21 protein-coding genes are annotated in these 22,339 nt (G+C 43.5%); 9 read left to right on the forward strand and 12 right to left on the reverse strand.

The features are described 5' to 3' along the window. Nucleotides 1-108: 108 nt before the first annotated feature. The 4 genes from pdaA to NIE32_RS04195 form a co-directional block, all read right to left on the reverse strand. Complete coding sequence (pdaA, locus tag NIE32_RS04180) at nucleotides 109-888, reverse strand: delta-lactam-biosynthetic de-N-acetylase (protein WP_253053338.1); 780 nt, start codon at nucleotides 886-888, stop codon at nucleotides 109-111. 50 nt (nucleotides 889-938) lie between these two features. Then, on the reverse strand, nucleotides 939-1,142 hold the full coding sequence (locus NIE32_RS04185; protein ID WP_253053340.1) for an SE1561 family protein: 204 nt from the start codon (nucleotides 1,140-1,142) through the stop codon (nucleotides 939-941). Between the two features lie 83 nt (nucleotides 1,143-1,225). Beyond that, nucleotides 1,226-2,005: a YfkD family protein gene (locus NIE32_RS04190; RefSeq protein ID WP_253053342.1), complete on the reverse strand. Its 780-nt coding sequence runs from the start codon at nucleotides 2,003-2,005 to the stop codon at nucleotides 1,226-1,228. A gap of 297 nt (nucleotides 2,006-2,302) precedes the next feature. Beyond that, complete coding sequence (locus NIE32_RS04195; RefSeq protein WP_253053344.1) at nucleotides 2,303-3,478, reverse strand: pyridoxal phosphate-dependent aminotransferase; 1,176 nt, start codon at nucleotides 3,476-3,478, stop codon at nucleotides 2,303-2,305. Nucleotides 3,479-3,764: 286 nt separating this feature from the next. On the opposite strand from NIE32_RS04195, the gene NIE32_RS04200 reads away from it, so the two are divergent. Then, entirely contained in the window at nucleotides 3,765-4,967 is a 1,203-nt protein-coding gene (locus NIE32_RS04200) for an MFS transporter (RefSeq protein ID WP_253053346.1), read from the forward strand. A 126-nt stretch (nucleotides 4,968-5,093) separates the two neighbouring features. After that, on the forward strand, nucleotides 5,094-5,531 hold the full coding sequence (locus NIE32_RS04205; RefSeq protein ID WP_253053348.1) for a TlpA family protein disulfide reductase: 438 nt from the start codon (nucleotides 5,094-5,096) through the stop codon (nucleotides 5,529-5,531). Here the strand turns inward: NIE32_RS04205 and NIE32_RS04210 are convergent. Then, complete coding sequence (locus NIE32_RS04210; RefSeq protein ID WP_253053350.1) at nucleotides 5,528-5,968, reverse strand: VanZ family protein; 441 nt, start codon at nucleotides 5,966-5,968, stop codon at nucleotides 5,528-5,530. The genes NIE32_RS04205 and NIE32_RS04210 overlap by 4 nt on opposite strands. A 337-nt stretch (nucleotides 5,969-6,305) precedes the next feature. Here NIE32_RS04210 and NIE32_RS04215 point away from each other — a divergent pair, with 337 nt between their 5' ends. Continuing rightward, a complete protein-coding gene (locus NIE32_RS04215; RefSeq protein ID WP_381451916.1) occupies nucleotides 6,306-8,228 on the forward strand; it encodes a heavy metal translocating P-type ATPase in 1,923 nt (640 codons plus the stop codon). 96 nt (nucleotides 8,229-8,324) lie between these two features. Here the strand turns inward: NIE32_RS04215 and NIE32_RS04220 are convergent, their stop codons facing one another. The 3 genes from NIE32_RS04220 to NIE32_RS04230 all read right to left on the reverse strand — a co-directional run bounded on the left by NIE32_RS04220 (nucleotide 8,325) and on the right by NIE32_RS04230 (nucleotide 10,348). Further along, on the reverse strand, nucleotides 8,325-9,155 hold the full coding sequence (locus NIE32_RS04220) for a YihY/virulence factor BrkB family protein (RefSeq protein ID WP_253053354.1): 831 nt from the start codon (nucleotides 9,153-9,155) through the stop codon (nucleotides 8,325-8,327). 50 nt (nucleotides 9,156-9,205) lie between these two features. Further along, nucleotides 9,206-9,763 (reverse strand): hypothetical protein, encoded by a 558-nt coding sequence (locus NIE32_RS04225; RefSeq protein ID WP_253053356.1) that lies wholly within the window; start codon nucleotides 9,761-9,763, stop codon nucleotides 9,206-9,208. Between the two features lie 123 nt (nucleotides 9,764-9,886). Continuing rightward, nucleotides 9,887-10,348 (reverse strand): low molecular weight protein-tyrosine-phosphatase, encoded by a 462-nt coding sequence (locus NIE32_RS04230; protein ID WP_253053358.1) that lies wholly within the window; start codon nucleotides 10,346-10,348, stop codon nucleotides 9,887-9,889. Between the two features lie 118 nt (nucleotides 10,349-10,466). Here NIE32_RS04230 and NIE32_RS04235 point away from each other — a divergent pair, with 118 nt between their 5' ends. The 5 genes from NIE32_RS04235 to NIE32_RS04255 all read left to right on the forward strand — a co-directional run bounded on the left by NIE32_RS04235 (nucleotide 10,467) and on the right by NIE32_RS04255 (nucleotide 17,276). Continuing rightward, nucleotides 10,467-12,254 (forward strand): M3 family oligoendopeptidase, encoded by a 1,788-nt coding sequence (locus NIE32_RS04235; RefSeq protein ID WP_253053360.1) that lies wholly within the window; start codon nucleotides 10,467-10,469, stop codon nucleotides 12,252-12,254. 208 nt (nucleotides 12,255-12,462) lie between these two features. Beyond that, entirely contained in the window at nucleotides 12,463-13,140 is a 678-nt protein-coding gene (locus tag NIE32_RS04240) for a VIT1/CCC1 transporter family protein (RefSeq protein ID WP_253053362.1), read from the forward strand. A 110-nt stretch (nucleotides 13,141-13,250) separates the two neighbouring features. Next, nucleotides 13,251-14,987 carry an adenine deaminase gene (gene ade / locus NIE32_RS04245; RefSeq protein WP_253053364.1) on the forward strand — a complete coding sequence of 579 codons (1,737 nt, stop codon included), beginning with the start codon at nucleotides 13,251-13,253 and terminating at the stop codon, nucleotides 14,985-14,987. Nucleotides 14,988-15,018: 31 nt separating this feature from the next. Next, on the forward strand, nucleotides 15,019-16,398 hold the full coding sequence (locus NIE32_RS04250) for an RsmF rRNA methyltransferase first C-terminal domain-containing protein (RefSeq protein WP_253053366.1): 1,380 nt from the start codon (nucleotides 15,019-15,021) through the stop codon (nucleotides 16,396-16,398). 23 nt (nucleotides 16,399-16,421) lie between these two features. Next, nucleotides 16,422-17,276 carry a S66 family peptidase gene (locus NIE32_RS04255; protein WP_253053368.1) on the forward strand — a complete coding sequence of 285 codons (855 nt, stop codon included), beginning with the start codon at nucleotides 16,422-16,424 and terminating at the stop codon, nucleotides 17,274-17,276. A 327-nt stretch (nucleotides 17,277-17,603) separates the two neighbouring features. Here NIE32_RS04255 and NIE32_RS04260 read toward each other — a convergent pair whose 3' ends face one another. Then, a complete protein-coding gene (locus tag NIE32_RS04260) occupies nucleotides 17,604-18,497 on the reverse strand; it encodes an AraC family transcriptional regulator (RefSeq protein ID WP_253053370.1) in 894 nt (297 codons plus the stop codon). Nucleotides 18,498-18,975: 478 nt separating this feature from the next. Here NIE32_RS04260 and NIE32_RS04265 point away from each other — a divergent pair, with 478 nt between their 5' ends. Then, nucleotides 18,976-19,797, forward strand: a complete 822-nt coding sequence (locus tag NIE32_RS04265; RefSeq protein ID WP_253053372.1) for an arginase family protein — start codon at nucleotides 18,976-18,978, stop codon at nucleotides 19,795-19,797. A gap of 80 nt (nucleotides 19,798-19,877) precedes the next feature. Here NIE32_RS04265 and NIE32_RS04270 read toward each other — a convergent pair whose 3' ends face one another. The 3 genes from NIE32_RS04270 to NIE32_RS04280 all read right to left on the reverse strand — a co-directional run bounded on the left by NIE32_RS04270 (nucleotide 19,878) and on the right by NIE32_RS04280 (nucleotide 22,309). Continuing rightward, nucleotides 19,878-20,387, reverse strand: a complete 510-nt coding sequence (locus NIE32_RS04270) for a type 1 glutamine amidotransferase domain-containing protein (protein ID WP_253053375.1) — start codon at nucleotides 20,385-20,387, stop codon at nucleotides 19,878-19,880. A 154-nt stretch (nucleotides 20,388-20,541) separates the two neighbouring features. Next, on the reverse strand, nucleotides 20,542-21,390 hold the full coding sequence (locus NIE32_RS04275; RefSeq protein ID WP_253053377.1) for a TIGR03943 family putative permease subunit: 849 nt from the start codon (nucleotides 21,388-21,390) through the stop codon (nucleotides 20,542-20,544). A 13-nt stretch (nucleotides 21,391-21,403) separates the two neighbouring features. Beyond that, entirely contained in the window at nucleotides 21,404-22,309 is a 906-nt protein-coding gene (locus NIE32_RS04280; RefSeq protein WP_290443441.1) for a permease, read from the reverse strand. Between the last annotated feature and the right edge of the window lie 30 nt (nucleotides 22,310-22,339).

Below are 22,339 nucleotides of genomic sequence, written 5' to 3' on the forward strand. Positions count from 1 at the left end.
CGTTCACTTTTAGGGATGCAAGACTTCAAAAAAAGAAGAAAACCAAATTCTTGTGAATGAGGTTTCCAAAGATGTTGCTATTTAGTTTCGCACAGCTAAATTCTCAGATTACCATAACACTGAAGGAAGTATCCGCTCCGCCATCAAGTCATCAAGGCTTCGGAATTGATACCCCTGCTTCTTAAGATCATGGATCACACGTGGTAATGCTTGGGCATTATCCCGAGAAACCGTATGAAGCAAAAGGATAGCTCCAGGATGGATTCGGTTCATAATATGTTCGTACGCATAGTCTGCCCCATGCTGATCATCCCGGATCCAATCCCTATAGGCCGCCGACCAGAATACGCTAATATAGCCTTCATCTTTGCCCAGCTTAAGCGACCGTTCACTAAACGTTCCTCTTGGAGGCCGCAGATAAATCATTCGTTGGTCACCGGTTAGTTTTGTATAACGGGTTTTTAGCTTCTTAAGTTCTTCCTTATATCGTGCATCACTGATTTTCGATAGATCGGGATGTCCCCAAGAATGGTTACCAATAAGATGCCCTTCTTTAACCATACGTTTTACCATATTCGGTTGATCTGAAATATAATGTCCGGTGACGAAAAAAGTAGCCGGGACATGTTCTTTCTTAAGCGTATCAAGAATTCCTGCAGTGTACCCTGCTTCATAACCATTATCAAAGGTTAGAAAGAGTTCTTTTTTTGAGGAATCACCAATATAGATGCCATCATATTTTTTCAGCAATGCCTCATATTCTGGTTCTGTCGTCGCCGGTTGATTATTTTTTGCGGGTTTGAAATACCAATCTTCCGCACTACTTGAAAATGGGTGAAAGATCAGTCCGCATGTTGCGATGAGCAGTACAAGTGCAAGTTTTTTCACACGATCACCTCTCCTATATAGGTTGACCGTTTTTCTCGCATTTATGTTTATTATTTTTCAGTGCGTTTGTCCGACCAGTCATCACGAAACCTTTGAATTTTCACTTCTAAGTTCGCCATCATCGCCAAAATGTTATCTAGATCTTCACAATCGACTGTTTGGGCATCTAATGCGTTCACAACCTGAGTGAGTAGTTTGAATCGATTTTTCAAATAAACCACCTGATCAGATTTCGAATGTGTCGCTCTCCCCATGTCCAGCACCTCCGCATTTACTTCTTTCTTTACTTTAGCACAGTGGGCATGGACCGTCTGGGTTTTTGATTAAACTGCTGCCATCATCGCACCATATAGCGAAGCGAGACATGGTCCTGAATGGGCATCCAGGCCCCTATACCTTGCTGCATTATGTTCTTCGCTTCAATGTTTGCTTTTCCACCCCGAAGCACAAGGAAGACTTCGCCATAAGTTATTTTGCCACGTTCATTCACCGCAGGAACAAAACCATACAAGTGACCGATTTGTTTCGATTGCACCTGATAAGGTCGGTCAATTTTTGTACCGGCACCGATAATGGTTGAAAATGAAATTGGCAAGTGTGTTTTAACCAATGTTTTTGCCATGATTAATTGACTGGCTTCCTCCATTTTCGGAACCTCCGAAGTTAATCCTCCGTTGACTTTCGCCTGTGCTTTCTGAATATAATCAAGTTGCTGACCATTTTTGCTGCCCCGTGCATCTACCGCGTTATCATTAATCTTCTTGTACTCCCAATTCACAGACGTTTCTTTGGATACATAATTGAGCGGCCATTCGCCTAAATAAATACGTGCAGAATAGCCGATCGACCATTTGGACGGATGGATGACCGACTCATTTAATAATTTAATCAACACTGGATTTTCAATAGCAACATTTGCGGTCTTAAGCAAAGCTTTTGTCTCACGACTGGGGACGAGTTCTGAGGCATCATGTGTTGGATTCGGGTACGTATTCTCCTTCGATATATCCACAACAAATTCAGGCAGTTTATTCGGAACCGCACTCTTCGCTTCAACTCCTGATTGAAAAGCAAAAAGAAGAATGAAGCTGGAGACAAGGGCTACGATTTTCTTCATATCAGAAAACTCCTTTTTCACTTATCTTCTGCTTGCTCCCATGAATTTATCCAAGAAGTGAAGTACGGCTAAGTCACATTTTATTAAAAGGTGTCTCAAAAACCTATTGAATGTCCGCCACCCTTTTTCGCGCGGTTTCCGATCAGATTCGCGCGTATTCACGGATTTTTCGGCGCCCTTTTGAATCTGTTTCGCACGACACGCACTCACCATCCTCTATGTGCTTTACAGAACAAAAAACCGCAAGCAGCTTATTGCACGCCACTTACGGTTATATGAAGCAAATTTTTCAGTTCATCAATCAAAAAGATGCAATTGTCCGATCCGTTCAACGGCTTCGGCAAGTCTTTCTGGTTCACTAAGAAGTCCGATCCGCACATAATTTTCGCCGCTTGTTCCAAATCCTACACCTGGCGCAAGGACAACATGTGCTTTTTCAAGTACATACTCGAAAAATGACTCTGAAGTGTATCCTTCAGGAACAGGTAACCAACCAAAAAATGAGCCCTTGGACGGTACTGCATTCCAACCGATCTTGTGCGCGGCATCAAAAAAAGCATTACGACGTGATTCATAACGTTGCACAAGCTCTCGGACACAGTCTTGAGAACTAAGTAAAGCTGTGGCACTCGCTTCCTGGATTCCTCCGAACAAACTAACAAAATAATGATCCTGGAACAGCTCAATTGCTTCGATGACACTCTTATTGCCAAGTGCGAAACCGACACGCCATCCGGCCATGTTGTAGGTTTTTGACATGGTATAAGTCTCTATACCGACCTCTTTTGCTCCTGGGGTCTGCAGAAAGCTGCGCGGTTTCTGGCCATCAAAGCCCAGTGCGCCATATGCAAAATCATGCAATACGCAAATATTATGGCGCTCAGCTACGTTCACCGTCTCTTCAAAAAAGTCAGCCGGTGCTGTCGCTGCGGTTGGATTGTTCGGATAGTTAAGAAACATCAACTTTGCTTTATCTAACAGGCTTTCCGACATCGATCCATAATCAGGGAGAAATGCATTTTCTTCTCGGAGTGGCATCTTTTCCATAGTCAGGTTTGCCAGTGCAAATCCGGATAAATAGTCCGGATAACCCGGATCCGGCATCAATACCGTATCCCCACTATTTAATAAGCATTCACCAATTTCAACAAGTCCGGTTTTCGATCCGAAAAGAATCGCGACTTCTGTCTTCGGGTCAAGATCCACATCATATTCACGCTTATAAAAGGTTGCGACCGCTTCTTTAAGAAAATCATAACCTCTAAACGGTGAATACTTGTGATAGAGCGGGTTCGCCGCTGCATTCTGTAGCGATTTAACAATGTGCGGAGGTGTTGGTTGATCAGGATTTCCCTGACCCAGATTAATTACATCATAACCCTTTGCAATTTCTGCATTGGTTTTCACAACCAGGTCGGCAAAAAATTGCTTGGGCAAACGGTTTAGAGCATCAGATTTTGCAAAATCGACCATCCATTTCCACTTCCAAATCTATGAATATAATTTTCAGTGCATTAAAAATAGTTATAAAGAAACAGTACCTTTATTTTGGTAGATCAGCAACGATTTGTAAAGGATACTTGGCTCATCAAAGAAAAAAAGAATAATTCTGGTGTATGATGTCCGCTCACATTTCCAATGATCTGGAAAATTTTTATCATCAGGACGCATCACCTAAAATCAGGTATACTTGATCTTGCTGAGTTTGTTCGGACATTAATGAGCATCCATTTTCTTGTGGACAGAAGGAGCAACAGGTATGAACACCGCTTATCAACGTTTCCAATTTTCATTACTGATCAGTACTGTCTTTATTTGTGGTGCGGCTGAAGGCATGCTACTCCCAGTAATCGCGACGCTACTTGAAAAAAATGATGTACCCGCGATTCTGAACGGTGTTGGCTCAATGTCGCTTTATGTAGGCATGTTGCTCTCTGTTCCGCTCATGGAGAAACCCATGCGGCGATTGGGTTATAAGCTCTTTCTTATTTTTGGATTAGCTCTGATCACCATCCCTCTTTTCCTTTTTCCTCTATGGATAAATATCTGGTTTTGGTTTGCATTAAGAATCTGTGTTGGTTTTGGCGACAGTATGCTTCATTTTGCCGCACAAACATGGATTACGATTGACAGTCCTCCAGGAAAACGTGGCCGTACTATTTCTTTCTATGGTTTTTCTTTTGGATTAGGCATCGCAGCAGGTCCTATGCTTGTACGTCTTCTTGACTACGGTACAGCCGTTCCATTCATTATAAGTGGTTTCTTTTGTACGGTCGTGTTGTTCCTGTTGCTGCTCCTTAAAAATGAATTTCCTGAACTGGTCGATACGAACGATTCATCTGTACAGCAACTTTTCACTCGCTATAAAAAAGTCATTACTGCAGCGTGGTCAGGGCTCGTGACCACTTTTGCTTTCGGCTATCTCGAAACGTCAATGAATAACAGTTTTCCTATTTTTGCTTTGAGAAATGGGTATACGCTCGATGCGATGTCAGCCCTACTTCCGGCCTTCGTTATGGGAGGATTATTGACTCAGGTTCCATTAGGCATGATCGGCGACCGAATGGGGCGCAAACGATTACTTCCGCTCATGTGTCTGTTAGGGTCTATTTCTCTTGCACTCACTGGATTGTTGTCGGTATATTTTTACGGGATCTTCTTCACCTTACTAGCGGCCGGCATGTTGATTGGTTCCCTCTATTCGATGAGTATGAGCTATGTCAGTGACTTGCTTGAGCGTGAACAAATCCCGCTCGGCAATATTCTAATGATGATCTGCTACAGCATGGGATGCATTGTGGGACCTGTAACAGGAAACACGCTCATCAACTTTATCCATGGGAGTGGATTATTCTACGGAATTGCTCTCTTCATTTTGCTTGCTTCAGTAAGTTGTTGGATTCATCAAAAGTCCCTTGCGCGTCACAACTACTATGGTGAAAAGGCAGCCTCAGGTCAGTGATACAATTCGTGCTGCTTACGCTCTTGTAGATCCCCCATGAACCTTCCCCTTCAAGTTGCATATGCTATGAGAGCAACGGGCTTTCCTACGCGCGCAGTGAAGCCCCTCCTTTAGGAGGAATAGCTCTTGAAAAAAAATCTATTAGTACCGAACCTTAATGCAGCGACCCATTGGATGAATCAAAAAGTGACACGTGAAGGACTGATTGGCGCTCCATCACTGATTCATTTTTGGGCGATTAGTTGCTCGAAATGTAAAAATGCCCTGCCTGTCATCCAATCGATCCGTGAAAAGTATCCTCAAGAATTGAATGTTGTAGCCATTCACATGCCTTTGTCTGAGGCAGATTTGGATGTCAATGAGGTTGCACATGTTGCAGCGGACTATTCCATCACTGAACCTATTTTAATTGATAATAAGCATCATCTTGCCGATCTGTTTGGTAATCGATTTGTCCCTGCATACTATTTGTTTGACGCAGGCGGACATCTTGTCGAGTATCACTTAGGCGAACGTGGTGCACTTCGCATATACAAGGCTACCGATCGTCTGCTCCATCGTTAATGAGAATAGAAAATAATCACCTTTCGTCTAAGCGTCTGGACAATCATGAAGAATAACCAGCCAATGAGTGTACCCAGAGTATTTAACAGGATGTCGTCAATATCGAATATTCTTGCTGCAAAGAAATATTGACAGAGTTCGATCACAGCACTCACCATACATCCCAAGCTCAACTGCCACGCAAATCGTTGTTTTGAACGGATAATCATAGGCAAAAAAATACCTAATGGAAGAAAAAGTATGACATTTCCAACTATATTTTTTATAAAAAGTGCACTACTGCCACTCCTCAACATCAGGCGTACACTACTGAACGGTATCAGGTTGCTTGATTTTCCGTACGTGTAATAGTTATGCGTGAAAAGTGTGAGAAAGATGAGAGTGAACAGATAAAGGATAAAGGCGATCACTAGATACTTATTTATTCTATACAGCATGGCCACTCCCCCCATCCCTATAAGTATGATTTCGAGGAGAAATGATGCCCCTAAATAAAATCGAAGAATAAAAGTGACTCTAAGCTGGACATATAGTTCCCTATGCTCTACAATAAATGTAAATTAGTTTAAAATAATTATAATTTATTTTTCAATGCTGTCGCTAGCTCTAGCGGCAGCATTGACTGCTTTTAGGGGTTACGATGATGATTATTATTCTCAATTAAAAACATTTGATTTCAATTTCTGCTTGAAAAGTAAAAAATTCATAGTATCATATAATTAATATCATTTAATAATTATTATAATTTGAAATTTGAAGAGGGGTTGATTAATGATGATGCAAGAAGCAAACCTCGCACAAACTCCGAATAGAAATCATTCGTTTGAACCTATTCATAGACTTTGGAAAAACCATGGTGAACTCATCGCCGCACTGACCGGGGGTGCGCTGACCTTGGTCGCCTATTTGCTCAGCCTAGTGAGTGTGCCAAATATTTGGCTACTCTACCCACTGGCGTATATAATCGGTGGATTTTTCAAAGCAAGAGAAGGGATTACTGATACGGTGAAGACGCACCAGCTAAATGTTGAACTCCTAATGGTCACCGCTGCAATCGGTGCAGCCTGCATCGGCCATTGGATGGAAGGTGCAATCCTGATCTTTATCTTCGCTTTGAGTGGCGCGCTCGAAACCTACTCAACTGCAAAAAGTACGAATGCCCTTTCCTCTCTAATGGAACTTCAACCGGAAGTGGCACGACTGGTCACAAATAATCAAGAACACATAATTTCAGTCACAACGATTCAACCTGGAGATACCATCCATGTTATGCCTGGAGAACGCATTCCTGCCGATGGTGTGATTCTCAAAGGTGAAACCACTGTCAATGAAGCCACGATGACCGGTGAATCTGTTCCTGTCTACAAAAAGAAGGGAACGTCCCTTATGGCGGGCACAATGAACATTGACGGCAGTGTCTTTGTCCGTGTAACCAAAAAGAGTCATGACTCATTATTTAGTAAAATATTGGAACTTGTTCAGTCCGCACAAAAAGAGAAAGCACCGACACAGCTCTTCATTGAACGCTTTGAACGAACCTATGTAAAAATCGTGTTACTTGCTACAGCAGTGATGCTCTTTGCACCGCATTTTTTGTTTGGGTGGTCATGGAGTGACACGATTTACCGTGCCATGGTGCTTCTTGTTGTCGCATCCCCATGTGCACTCGTTGCTTCGACAACACCAGCCGTTCTTTCAGCCGTAGCCTATGGTGCACGTCGCGGCATTCTCATCAAGGGCGGTGTTCATCTGGAACAATTAGCCACAGTTAAAGCGATTGCCTTCGATAAAACCGGAACCATGACAAAAGGGTCTCCGGAAGTCGTATCCTTTATTAATTGTAGCGGACGAGACGACAAAACATTTTTAGCAGAAATCGCTGCCGTTGAGAACCAGTCGTCCCACCCACTTGGTACAGCGATTGTGACTTTTGCTGCAAAACATTCTGCAGCAGCACTCCCTTCGGCAAGTAATATTAAGGTTATTCCGGGTTTTGGTGTAAAGGGAACCGTTGGAGAAACCGACTATCAGATTGGCAAGAGACAAATGATGGATCGTGATGCTCTTGATCAATTCACAAAGGAGAATCGTTCATCTGAAATCGATGAAAGTCAAACGTTGGTGTATGTCGCCACGGCTGGGAAAGTGATCGGTCTGTTCACCTTAAAGGATCAAATCCGTGAATCAACGGTTGCTGCAATTGAGAAACTGAAGAAATTCGGGATCCATACCATCATGTTGACCGGTGATCATGAAAAAACTGCGGAGGCGATTCAAAATGAATCCGGCGTTGACAGTTATATCGCAAATTGTCTTCCGGAAAATAAAGTTATCGCGATTAAAAAGTTGAGTGAGCACTATGGAAGCGTGGCTATGGTTGGTGATGGAATCAACGATACACCTGCACTTGCCCAGGCTTCGGTCGGGCTTGCTATGGGCGCGGGTAACGATGCGGCTCTAGAAACCGCCGATATCGTATTAATGAAGAATGACCTTTCAAAGATTGCTGAAGCTGTTCGTTTGTCACGGAAAATGAGTAAAATTATCAAAATGAATAGCACGTTCGCTCTAGCCATGATTGCTTTCCTACTCGCAGTTAATTTCTTACAATTTCTTACCATGCCTTTTGGCGTCATTGGTCATGAGGGGAGCACCATTCTTGTTATTCTGAATGGACTAAGATTATTACGTGGCTAATACACATGCGCAGGATTTTACTCAACCTTGCCAACGATACAATTTTCGAAAAACGAGTCCTAGGATTTAATGGACTCGTTTTTATTTTAAAAAGAACTATTCATGACCTGATTGATTTAATTCGTGAATGATGGCGTTGATTTGTCCGCCAATAATAATCGTGAGTGCAGTCAGGTAGAACCAAAGCATGAGAATAATGATGCCTCCCAAGGTTCCGTATGTTGACGAATAGTTGCCAAAATAACGAACATAAAAGGAAAAACCATAGGAGACAATCTGCCAGCCGGCACCAGCAATAACCGCTCCAACCATCACTTCATCCATTCTCAACTTTATATTTGGTCCAAGACGATAGAGAAAAGCAAAGATAATTATAATGACGAGAAAAGTAACAAATGTACTGATGACGGACCACATATCTGCGAACGTATCCGATAGACCAATAGAAGCCAGAAAGCTTCTGGCAAGCCCGGCAGAAACGACATTCACTGCAAGGGTCATCACAATTGCGAAGACCATTGCTATTGTAAAACACATCGCCAATAAGCGGATAATCAAAAATGAGCGTGATTCCTTAACTTGATACGCATGATTCAAGGTGCGCATCAAGGCATTAATCGCGCTCGAAGCCGGCCAAAGCGTCGCAATGACCCCTACAGAAAGCAATCCACCGCGCTTGGTAAATACACCATCAAGATTCTGTTGAATGAGTGTTAAGACCTCTTTTGGAAAGAAAGCACCCGTCAAAGTAATGAGTTGTTCTTGCCGAAGTCCGAGATAAGGAATAATCGCAAATAGGAAAATGAACAGCGGAAAAAGCGACAACAGAAAATAGTACGCTAATGTTGCCGCTAAATCCGCAGTATTGTCTTCCACAAACCGTTTGCCCAGAAGTTTGGCGAAGAGTCGAATTTTACGTAATTGCATTTTCCCCACTAATCTCCATCCCCGGTCTCTCTTCATCCTCATCCAAACAATTAATGTGAATGCTTGACAGGATGCTTCTTCATTCCGCTTTTTGCTTTTGGCTGCTGGGAAGATGCCGATACGTTCTGATGTTTCGTATAATTCGGCAGTGTTCCCGGGTTAGGTACCGTTGTTTCATTTTCAAGCCGTTGCAATGCTTCTTGCTCCGTATCAATAAGTACAGGTTCTTGGTAATTGGCAATAGACTTACCTGATTGCCTAATTTTTCCTACCATGTCCGCAAACTCAGTACCGACTTCCATAACGTATTGATACGTATTACCCGTACTCGTTCTCGCCTTCTCCACACGGTCAATCATTTGCTCAAAGTCATTCGATGCCTCACGTACCAAGCCCTTAAGCCGTGTACCCGTCACTTTCATATACTTGCCAACTTGATCCGGATGTTGATAGATCGTTCGAATCAACCGGCCGCCGTTCGTTACCGCTGTCGACATATTGTGGCCCCAGACCGATCGTGTCTCGCGGCTCATCAGTGACAAACCGCAGCCAACCATGCTGCCGATCAGCATAAATTTGCCCATCTGGCTTTTGCCATAAACACTCATCAGATTCTGCCTCCTCGCAGTGCTGTAATTCCTAAAAGGATTACATGAATTAGTCTGCACACTGGAGCGAGTTAATATGAGGCAATCTTAACTCAGATCATTGTTAAATAGTGGTGTTTCATCTTAAATCTGTTTCTTAAGCTCTTCAATCAAGCAGTCTGTGCCTTGATCGATCAACTGGAACACTTCCTCAAATCGTCCGGTATAGTATGGATCCGGAACATCTGCCAAAGCATGGTTTGGCAGCAAGCTCATAAATCTGCTCACTTTATCCGCATCGACTTTCCTAGCCAAATGAAGAAGATCCTGTTCATTCTGACGATCCATGGCAATAATACGATCATATTTTTGAAAATCATCAGGCTGAACTTGACGGGCCTTTATCTGATCGAAGGAAATACCGACTTTGTTCAATTGCTTCTGTGTTCCTTGATGCGGTGGATCGCCGATATGCCAGTTGCCTGTTCCTGCCGAATCCACACTAATTCGATCCGACAGTCCTGCTTGAGAAATCTTATGTCGTAACACAGCCTCAGCCATCGGTGAGCGACAAATATTGCCGAGACAAACAAATAGCACATGCATAACACTAAGCTCCTTAATGAAATCCTATTTCTATACTATCAGTTCATTCAAGAAACAACAAAATCTAAACCTTAGGCAATGTGCTACAATTACTGAAGATGCAGAAAGAAGGGATACCATGGAAAAATTGAACCAACAGTGGGACCTCGAAACAATCTTTAACGGCGGCTCCACTTCGCCTGATTTTCAATCGTTTCTAAATACACTGAGCGATGAAATTGACGCATTTACCCAAACATTGACGTCACGACACACATCATTTACCGTTGACGACGGAGCGACATTCATTGATTTGGTACGCACCGATGAACTGTTGCGTAAGAAATTGAATGAAGCAGGCGCTTATGTGGAATGTCTGACCGCTCAGAACATTAAAGATCAGAATGCTGCGTTGGCAAACAACAGAATCCAAAGTCTTGATGCCGCGCTGAACGCAGCGGATAGTTTATTTGAAAATATACTTCGACAAATCTCAGATGCAAATTGGGCGGGCTTACTCGGTATGGATGCCCTGAAAGAAGTACAATTTGCGCTTCGTGAAAAAAGAGAACGTTCCAGGAAAAAACTTAGTGCCGAGCAGGAACAGCTCATCAGTGGGTTAGCCGTAGATGGCTATCATGGCTGGGAAGATCTCTATTATAGTCTGATCGGTAAAATGGAAATTACTCTTGAAAAAGACGGCAAAGAAGAGACGCTTTCCGTGAGTCAAGCGAATAATCTGCTCGACGATGGCGAAAGAACAATGAGAAAACGTGCGTTTGAGGCGCTTGAATCCGCTTGGAGCGATCATGCCGACCTTTTTGCAGCAGCGCTGAATCACATTGCCGGATATCGAATCACTGCGTATAAAGCACGCGGCTGGGACAACATTCTTGACGAACCCCTTGACTATAACCGCATGTCGGAACAGACCTTATCAACGATGTGGTCCGTGATTGATCACGCTAAACCAAAACTTGTTCAATTCATGAAACGTAAAGCAGAACTGCTTCACTTAAAGAAGCTCTCCTGGTTTGATGTTGATGCACCACTGAGTAACAACAGCAGCAAAGGATCCTATGAAGATGCTGCAACGTTTATCACCAAGCATTTTGGCTCATTTAATCCAAACATGGCTTCTTTCGCAAAAAATGCATTGGAGAATCGCTGGATTGAAGCTGAAAACAGAGCAAATAAGCGTCCTGGAGGTTTCTGCACCAATTTTCCAATATCCGGACAATCTCGGATCTTTATGACCTTTAGTGGCACAACGGGAAATCGATCAACACTTGCTCATGAACTGGGTCATGCCTACCATCAATCACTCATGAATGATTTGCCTTACCTCTCACAAAACTATGCAATGAACGTTGCTGAAACCGCATCTACCTTCTCTGAAATGATTGTCAGCGATGCGGCACAAGCTGCGGCGAAGACCAAAGAAGAACGGATAACATTCCTTGCAGATAAGCTCGAACGCTGCGTCGCATTGCTTATGAATATTCATGCGCGATTCCTTTTTGAAACACGCTTCTATGCAGAACGAAAAAATGGCGTGGTCAGCGTAGACCGACTCAACCAGCTCATGACCGATGCTCAGAAAGAAGCTTATCTCGATTCACTTGATGTCTATCACCCAACTTTCTGGGCATCAAAACTTCATTTCTACATTACGAACTGGCCGTTCTATAATTTTCCGTACACGTTCGGATTTTTATTTAGCACAGGGATCTACGTCCGTGCACGCCAAGAAGGTCCGGCATTTGCGGCAAATTACGATGCCCTGCTTCGCGATACCGGCCGAATGACGACCGAACAACTTGCGGAAAAACATTTGGCTGTTGACTTAACGAAACCCGCTTTTTGGCAGAGTGCACTCGATTATTTGATGCGCGATGTTGACGAGTTTTTAGCCCTTACCAAGTAAAAGCGTAGAACCAAAGTTAAATTATAGACAAATGATTGGTTTCCATATAAAATAAAGTAAAATCAGATAATAATTATTTTAATATTGATAGACATGCTGTCATCCATTTGGGGTGGCAGCATGTTCCGTTTTCAGGGTTATGAAGATGATTACCATTCTCATTTATCTATTACTATTTTCAATTTATGAGGAAGAGGAGTTACTGACTATGGACCATATAACGAACGATTTTAGCCAAAAATTAAATGTACTTCGCGCCGGTGTTCTCGGTGCCAATGACGGTATTGTCTCTACGGCAGGCATCGTCATCGGTGTCGCCGGGGCAACTACTCATACCGTAACGTTGCTCATTTCCGGACTAGCCGGTCTCGTGGCCGGTGCACTTTCAATGGGCGGCGGTGAGTATGTTTCCGTGAGTACACAAAAAGACACGGAGAAAGCGGTGGTCGAAGCAGAAAAGGTCAGACTTAGGGACGACTATGAAGGTGAAGTGAGCGAATTGGCCAATATCTATGTGAAAAATGGCCTGTCGGAGGATTTATCAAAAAAAGTTGCTGTCGAGTTAATGAATAAAGACGCACTCGGTGCCCACGCCCGTGCGGAACTCGGCGTCAAGCCTAACGATTATGTTAATCCATGGTATGCCGCTTTTTCATCGATGGGTTCGTTTTCGATTGGTGCCACTCTTCCCCTGCTGTCGATTCTCCTAACACCGTTGTCGATCCGTGTGCCCTTTACGGTAAGCACCGTCCTTATTGCACTCGGTTTGACCGGTTACATCAGTGCTCATTTAGGCGGCGCACCGAAGAAACCAGCTGTTATTCGAAATATGTTCGTCGGCGCATTGACCATGGCTGTGACGTTTACCGTCGGTCGGCTCATTTGATCTTTGTGTCCTCATGCAGTCTCCCTTTCCGCTTCATTCACGCCCTCTGCACTTTTCAGTTATAATGGTCTATATAAGTTTGGGCGTTAAAATTGAAGGGAGTCTGTGCTTTGACTATAGATAAAGAACCACTCATCAGACGGATCAACGTTGCCGCAAAAAAGGAACCTGCAGATCTCGTCATCAAGAATGGCACTGTTATCGACGTATTCAGCAGTGAATTATTAAAGACTGATGTCGCAATTTGTGACGGAATGATTGTTGGACTTGGCGACTATGAAGGCATAAAAACAATCGATGCACGCGGAAAATATATTAGTCCTGCTTTTATTGACGCGCATGTACACATTGAATCCTCACTGCTTACACCAGGAGCTTTTTCTGACGTTCTCGCTGTGCATGGGGTTACTGCAGCGATCACTGATCCACATGAAATTGCAAATGTGCTTGGTACGTCCGGAATTCAATTCATGCTTGAGCGTGCAAAGGAAAGCAGCATTGATCTCTATGTCATGCTGCCATCATCCGTACCTGCGACCTCTTTCGAACATAATGGGGCAACGCTGAATGCCGATGATCTTGAGCCGCTCTTTCAAAATGAACATGTTCTTGGTCTCGCAGAAGTCATGGATTTTCCCGCCGTACTTCATGCAGATCCTTCGATGGTTAATAAACTGGCGATGACATTAAACCATAGCTGGCGTATTGATGGGCACGCGGCAGGGCTTGATGAACAAGGCATAAATGTCTATAAAGCTGTCGGTATCCGTACCGATCATGAATGTGTGAACATCGATGAAGCAAAAGCGCGCTTGTCACGAGGGATGTATGTCATGATCCGGCAGGGAACTGTTGCCAAAGATTTACCGCAGCTCATCGATCTCGTGAATGAAGCGAACAGTCGACGCTTCCTCTTTTGTACGGATGATAAGTACCCGGATGATCTTCTGCGTGAAGGCAGCGTCGATCATAATGTACGCATGGCGATTGACCATGGATTAGATCCGATCACATGTATTAAAATGGCATCTCTGAACGCTGCCGAATGTTATGGATTCCGTGAAAAAGGTGCGATTGCTCCAGGTTACGAAGCGAATTTTCTTCTTCTCGATGATCTTGAGAAGGTCTCAATTAGCAAAGTATTTGCTCATGGAAAACTCGTAGCAGAAAATGGAATTCCTGTTCAAAACCACAACCGCTCCTTATTCATGGCAGAAAATCACCCGCTCACCTTGCCTGTGCTCACACCCGAGCAATTTGCGGTTAAATTAAGTTCCTCTCAAAAAGCGCATGTTATTGAGATTATTCCGAACAGCTTAGTGACGCGTGATGTGATTGAGCATGTCCCAGTACAAGATGGTCACTTTCATTTTTCAAAAGGGAAAGATTATCTGAAGATGGCGGTGATCGAACGGCACAAAGGACTTGGCACGATCGGATTAGCAATCGTCAAGGGCTTTGGCATGAATGCCGGTGCAATCGCAACAACCATTGCTCATGACTCCCATAACTTAGTAGTCACAGGCTGTAATGATGAAGATATGATCGCAGCTGCAGAACGGTTAAAAGTGATTGATGGCGGCATGGTTGTCGTCGAAAACGGAAAAATACTTGCGGAGCTTGCACTTCCGATCGCCGGATTGATGACTGATGCCCCTGCAGAGGATGTTGCGGAAGCACTCAAACGGCTACGAAATGCAGCGTCAATGCTTGGCGTTTCGGAATCATTCAACCCATTTTTAACGCTGTCCTTCTTAAGCCTGCCGGTCATTCCGGATCTCAAACTCACGGACACCGGCTTATTTGATGTGCGTGCTTTCAAACATATTGCAGTATCTGCAGATTAACGGATGAACTGTTATTTAAGGAGGAGCTTTCTTGTTATCGTTACCTGAAGCATTTAGAACGAAAATCACTACGATGATGGGTGCGGAAGAAGCGGCGCTGTTCTTTGAAACCTATCAACAGAATCGAGCAGTTGGACTGCGCGTAAACCCATTGAAAGTTACAGGCGAGCAACTTATGGAACGTCCGGAGTTCCATCTCCAGCCCATTCCTTTTTGCCAAACCGGTTATTATTATGAAGAACACGACCTGCCTGGGAAACATCCGTTTCACCAAGCAGGACTTTACTACATTCAAGAACCGAGTGCAATGTTTGTCGCAGAAACGCTCGGTGCCGAACCTGGCGATCATGTGCTTGATTTATGCGCAGCACCTGGTGGAAAATCGACACAAATCGCTGCCTCAATGCAAAATTCAGGCCTACTTATCTCGAATGAACCTTATCCGAAACGGGCCAAAGCGCTGTCGGAAAATATTGAACGGATGGGCATAACAAATACAGTTGTTACTAATGAAACACCAGAACGGTTAGCTCATTATTTCCCGGGCTATTTTGACAAGATTCTCGTTGACGCCCCATGTTCCGGAGAAGGAATGTTTCGGAAAGACCCCGATGCGATGCAATACTGGAGCCCGGATCATGTCGCAGATTGTGCACGACTTCAAGCCCAAATTCTTGACCAAGCCTATCTGATGCTGCGTTCCGGTGGGGTTCTTGTCTACTCAACCTGCACCTTCTCGCCGGAGGAAGACGAACAAATGATTGAGCAACTCCTTGAAAAATATCCAGATCTTGAACTGTTGCCGATTGAAAAATCATTTGGTGTTGCTGATGGTCGTCCACAATGGACAAGATCCAAGCAAGATGAACTATCGAAAACGGCACGATTATGGCCGCATCACTTACAAGGAGAAGGACATTTCGTTGCAAAACTGCTTAAGAAAAGTGAGACAGAATCTCGCAGAAATAAAACTGCGGTTTCTGCTAAACCAAGTGAGCTGAGCGATTTCCAGCAGTTTGAGAAAGCTGTATTAGCGAAGAAACTTGACGGTATTTTTCATTTTTCAGGTAACCAGCTCTTTCTGCTTCCCTTTGACTGTCCAGATTTCGGGAAATTAAAAGTGATTCGTTTCGGGCTCCATCTTGGTGAACAAAAAAAGAATCGATTCGAACCCAACCATGCGCTCGCACTTGCACTTCCTTCAAGTGCCTTCCAGCAGCAATTAGCGCTTCACTACACTGAAAATCAATGGGACAGCTATCTGCGCGGGGAAACCTTACCGCTTACCGACAATATTAAAGGCTGGACTGTTGTTACAATTGATGGATTCCCACTCGGTTGGGGAAAAGCTGCCGGTGGAATTCTGAAGAATTTCTACCCAAAAGGATTGCGACGCAGAGGGTTAAAATAATTAGGGAAAAGGAGGATGAGCCTATGCCACTCTTGCGAATGGGCGACACAGTCGGACTGATTTCCTGTTCGGATGGCCTTTATCCCGAAGAACAATCAGCAATCATAAGCATTGAGCAAACACTGAACAGTCTAGGATTAAAGGTGATGAAAGCAACCACCCTATATCGCAGTACTCGTTCTCCATTTAGTGGTACACATCAGGAACGTGCCGCAGAACTGATGTGTCTCGTTAACAATGCTGAGATCAAAGCCATTTTTGACATTTCCGGTGGGGACAGTGCCAATCAAATTCTTAATGATCTCAACTTTGAACAAATCCGTGAATCTAATAGCCCGTTTATCGGTATGAGTGATTTGTCAGTGATCAATAACGCGATCTATGCCCAAACAGGAAAATCTTCCTATCACTACAGAGTCAAAAATCTTGCTGGAAATTTCCCGCAAGCGCAGCAAGTGTTTACACATGCATTCATGGAAGATCATGACGCACCTTCATTTCAGTATCGCTGGCTACGCGGTCAGGAGATGAGTGGGACGATCATCGGCGGTAATATTCGCTGTTTTCTTAAACTCGCCGGTACACCTTATTTCCCGGATCCTACAAATAAAATACTCTTCCTCGAGGCATTAGGCGGGGGCTCAGCACGGATGGCTTCACTGCTCGCACAATTAGATCAACTGGCTGTGTTTCAGCAATGTTCCGGTGTGCTGCTCGGTACTTTTTCATCCATGCAAGCCAAACATGATCAGCCTTCCATCGAACAACTCGTACTTGAAGTCACCGACCGCTATCATTTGCCCGTAGCCAAAACAGAGCAACTCGGCCATAGAGAAGATGCTCATTGCCTACCGATCGGTGCATCAATCAGATTGTGAGGATCGCTTGAAAATTCGTAACTAACCATGTAAAAATCGTAACGAACCCTAAAAAATCGTAACGAACACCTTAAATTGCCCCCCAGCTCAAACTTTGTGTGGGGCATTCATGCTTTCTGATTGTATTTTACACACCATTTCTCTTCTTATTGAAAATTACGGTGATGCCTTTACATTCTTATAACTGAGGTGTTTTGATTGTTAATCTGATGTAGAGCTGTAATCGTTTTTCTCGATGTAATGACTTGATGAAGTGATGTACAATCACGAAAACGGACCCGGTAAACTGCGGTGTCCGTTTTTGTATGATTCATTGTTATACACCTATTAATTTTGTTTTTTAACGACCGGAATGTAGATGTCGCATATCTTTCCTTCGTCCGACATGCAACGGTCATCGTACCGTTCAAAGTCGACACAATTCGGTGCATACTCGTATCCGGATTTTGGAAACCATTCATTAAAGATGTAGTTCCATGTGCCCTGAATAGCAGATACAAAGTTCGTGGCATTACAAGGCGGTGTCGAAAAGACAGCATAAGTTGCTGGCGGCAATTCACAAACGTGATAACCATCAGGGATTGCTGCGCCAGCCTTCGGTTCAATTCCGATTACATAGTCAAATTCGCCGTTCTCCGGATCTTCAGGAAAACACGCACCATACTCATCATGGTTGTCAACAAAGCTTTCAGCGTGCAGTCTTTCCATCCTCCCGTTACTCATATAGTCGTCCCAAAAAGCCGGAATTGCCTTACTGTTTTCTCCGTCGGACGAGGTCGTCTTAAGGGCAAAGCCCACAAGCTTTTCAGCAGGGCGCGTAACAATTTTCGGTTCCAAAATAATTCCTCCAGTCAAATAATTGTTTGTGCGAGGAAGGTTTGGCGGGAAAGGGCGATCACTATGTGCATGCAAACGGTAGGTTCCCGGCGAGCAGCCGAAGTAACGGCGAAAAGCTTTACTAAATCCCGAGTGGGTTTCAAAACCATATTCCAATGAAATGTCGAGAATACGCCGGCCGGAAGTGAGTTCGTGTGCAGCATAAGAAAGACGGCGGTTCCGTACATAGACCATCACTGAATAGCCGACGCCCCACTGGAATACCCTGCAGAAATGCCAGGTTGAAAATCCGGCGCGTGCGGCTAAACGATCCGGGCTAAGATCGTCTGTGATATGTTCGTCAACATATTCCAGAATCTCCTGCAACATTGTCATCGAGTCCATTAAGCATCCCCTTCCTCCCGAACGGTAAACCCAGTATAACAAGAGTAAAGAAGAGATGCTGTTCCAAATTTGCGAAGTTCGGAGATCACGATCCGCGTTCTCTGCAGAAAAAAAAAAAACAGCCAAGCGTTTGATTCGATCACAAGAACCTAACCAACATCTTGACTGCACATAAAATAAAAGAGCCGCTTGTTCCATGTTTCAGTCACAAGCCGTTTTCTAAAACAGGCCAAAAGACCTGTACTTGTCATCATAGAGCAAATGAACGAAAAATAAAAGCTATTCGATAGATTTGTCAATATTTTGTTATTTCTGTCATTATTAGCATTTTCCATCTTCTCTTTTCTTTACTTTCCCCTTCTTTCACTTCGAGCAATCACCCGCCTCAGTTTCTTTTTTCGGTACGTTGCATTAATATAGTAATGGAAACGGTTCATTAATTGATCGTGACATGATCTCAAGAAAGAAGTGTAATCACATGACTTTGTTGCATCATGACATCACATTCTGTAATTTCGATGGTACGTATGAAATGCAAGATGAACTGCTCGCGATGGTGCCCCATCATTGGATCGATTTTCGCAATTTAAGAGGCACACATTTGTATTGTTCTGCTGAAGCTTATTCGACGATCGCTCATCAATTAAACGCGTGCGCTCACCGGGGGCTTACTTTTTTAGGAAGCGGAAACTATCATTATGTAACGCTCGCATTAATGAAGCAAATCACTGAACCGTTCACATTGATCCTCTTTGATCACCATACTGATTTGAAAGAAGGCAGAATCGGTACTTTGCTCTCTTGCGGATCATGGGTACGCCATGCCCTCTCTGAAGTGCCCAATCTCCAAAAAGTAATCATTCTAGGTCCTAATTCTGCCAACACCCAAATCTCAATACCTAAACGCAATCAGGTGACTTTGCTTCCTGAGCATAACTTTCCCTCTGAGCAACGATTATCGGCATTCATTCCTACAGATACGGTTTACGTCAGTATCGATAAAGATCTATTATCAACACAAAATGCCGAAACGAACTGGGATCAAGGGCATTTGCGATTAGCAAAACTCCTTGAATTTCTGGACATACTTTTGACCAATAAAAAAGTTGAAGGTATGGATGTATGCGGAGAATGGCCCACTCAGCCTCATCAGCACCTTGATCCCCAAACCCTTGTCCGGATAAAGAAAAATGAATGGTGTAATCGTTGTATTGCTCAAACGTTTTTGAATCACAGGAAAGATGATCAATTAAAAAACGAACATTCAACTGAATACACGCGTCACAAAATTACTACTTAATCTATGAAATTACAGGATAAACATAAAACCGCTGTCCCTCCAATAATTGGAGAAACAGCGGTTTCTTACATTTTTTCTAATTAAGCGAGCACTTTCAAGCTTTCACGGTTAAATGCCGGAATATCATCAGGTGTACGACTCGTCACAAGGTTGTGGCAAACGACAACTTCCTCGTCTTTATAGTTAGCACCGGCATTCTTTAAATCAACAGCTATTGATTTATAACCGGTAATGTTACGATCCTTAACAGATTCTGCAGTGATTAAGAGCTGCGGACCATGGCAGATCGCAAAGACAGCTTTGTCATCATCCATAAATGCTTTTGTGAAGTTGACAAAACGATCGTCATCTCTCAGATTATCTGGTGAATAACCGCCGGCGATCAACAATGCGTCAAAATCAGCTGGTTTTACATCGTCGATTGATGCATCAGCCGTAACTTTAGCACCGTGCTTTCCCGTGATGACTGCGCCTTTCTGCTTCCCGATTACGGTCACAGTATGACCGGCTTCCTTATACGCCTGTGCCGGTCCAGTAAATTCAACATCTTCGAAATCATCCGCCAGTACTGCTGCAATATTCTTTGCCATGTGTAAATCCCCCTTACATTCATTCAGGGATAACCTGTCCGAACAATGAAAATACTATTCAGATGTTTTTCGCCGAACAGGAACTCCCTGTCAACACTTTTCATTATAGAAAACAAGTAAAACTGTATCAAACAATCTGCTTGAAACGACTCAATCAGTACTTTCGATAAACGTATGGTGATTTTGGTTTTTCCATTTGATGCCACTTGGTCACCTTCAGTACCGGTATTGTCTGCTTAAAGGGTTGATAATAAGTTTCTGATAATTGTCCCTCTGCACGAATCCATGTATCGTCTTTGTACGTGACATTTTGTGGAAACTGAACCATCATACCAAATACGCCGGCATCAGCGATACAGTGAATAATACCGAAGCGGAACAAGAACAACTGATTATGTTCCAAGGAGTCGCCATGGTAGACAAAGCCCATGATGGAAAGCTTCTTATTGTCGAAGTTCCCTGGATAATTGTAGACCGCTTCAAGTGCACGGAGATAATTGTCGTCATCAAGGTACAGACGATCAGGCTTACTATATTTCTCCATGTCCGACTCCAGCATCTTTTTATACGTACTGCTCTCATAATATTGACTCGTATCCGGTTTGAGGATCTGATGATTCGCATACTGATCCTTGTCATTATCGATTTCAGCAAAATGGAAACCCTTTGCTCGAACAATATTCGAGTCCAGAGTTGCAATAGGGAGAAACAATCCGGTAATTAGCGGGAAGACCACTAGAAGATACGTCACGGTTTTCTTCCACCACGAATTATTTTCATGGCTATGGTCATGTCCGAAGATCTCTTTTTCTACAGAGGCGTGCTGCTTGCTCCCCTCCTTGTTCCACTTCACAATTTGATAGATGGCCATCGCCCCAATGACAAAAATCATTGAAAAGGAAAGATAGCCATAACGCATATTTATATACTTACTAATATCTCCGGTTAAATGTAGATGCAAGAATAGATAGGCAAACCCAAATAGAATGATAAAGCGTATCATGGCCGCACCTCCTTTAAATCAACAATGCACCGACAAACACACTGAGAAAAATGAGCGTGATGAGTCCGGCAACAAATTTCTTCTTAAAGGTTGAAAGCATCATAATCAGATTTTTAATATCAACCATCGCCCCAAATACAAGAAACGCAGTGAGCGGTCCTGGAGGAAAAGTGGCCCGAAATGATGAAGCGACAAATGCATCTGCTTCGGAACAAAGCGACATAATAAAAGCAAGGATCATCATGACAAGAATTGCTGTGACTTGTGTTCCACCGAACGAAAGCAACGTACTTTGTTTTATGAACGTCTGCATCGCCGCAGCAATAAACGCCCCAAATACAAGATACTTACAGACGGAAAAGAATTCATCGATGGCATGATCCATAGTCCCTCTAAATTTATCCATGAAGGTAATAGGATGCACATGCTCAGATTCGTGATGACCATGATGATGATCATGGTCTATTCTCTTTTCGAGATAGTCCCGCAATTGATTCTCAGGAAAGAGATAGGAAACAAGCAAGCCAACAACAATAGCCACCGCAATGGCGAGTCCGGCTCGATAGAAGACCATTTGCCAACTGCTGCCAAAGGCAATATAGGTCGCGAACAAGACAACCGGATTAATAATCGGACCTGCAAGCATGAACGCTATGGCAGCCGGAAGCGGCACCTGTTTCTTTACTAATCGTTCCGTGATTGGTACAATCCCGCATTCACAGGCAGGAAAAAGAGCGCCCATACATGTACCGAAAACGACAGATCCTACTCTATTTTTAGGGACAATGCGGGCAACCAAACGATCGGTCACAAACATTTGAATAATTGCTGAAAGAAACACACCAATGACGATAAAAGGAATAGCTTCAATCATAATACTCATAAAAATCGTATTTAATTGCAGAAATGAATGACTCAAGAACCGTCACCTCCGATCAACAACGCAGAA

The organism is Sporolactobacillus kofuensis (assembly GCF_024125425.1).
Classification (GTDB): Bacteria; Bacillota; Bacilli; order Bacillales; family Sporolactobacillaceae; genus Sporolactobacillus; species Sporolactobacillus kofuensis.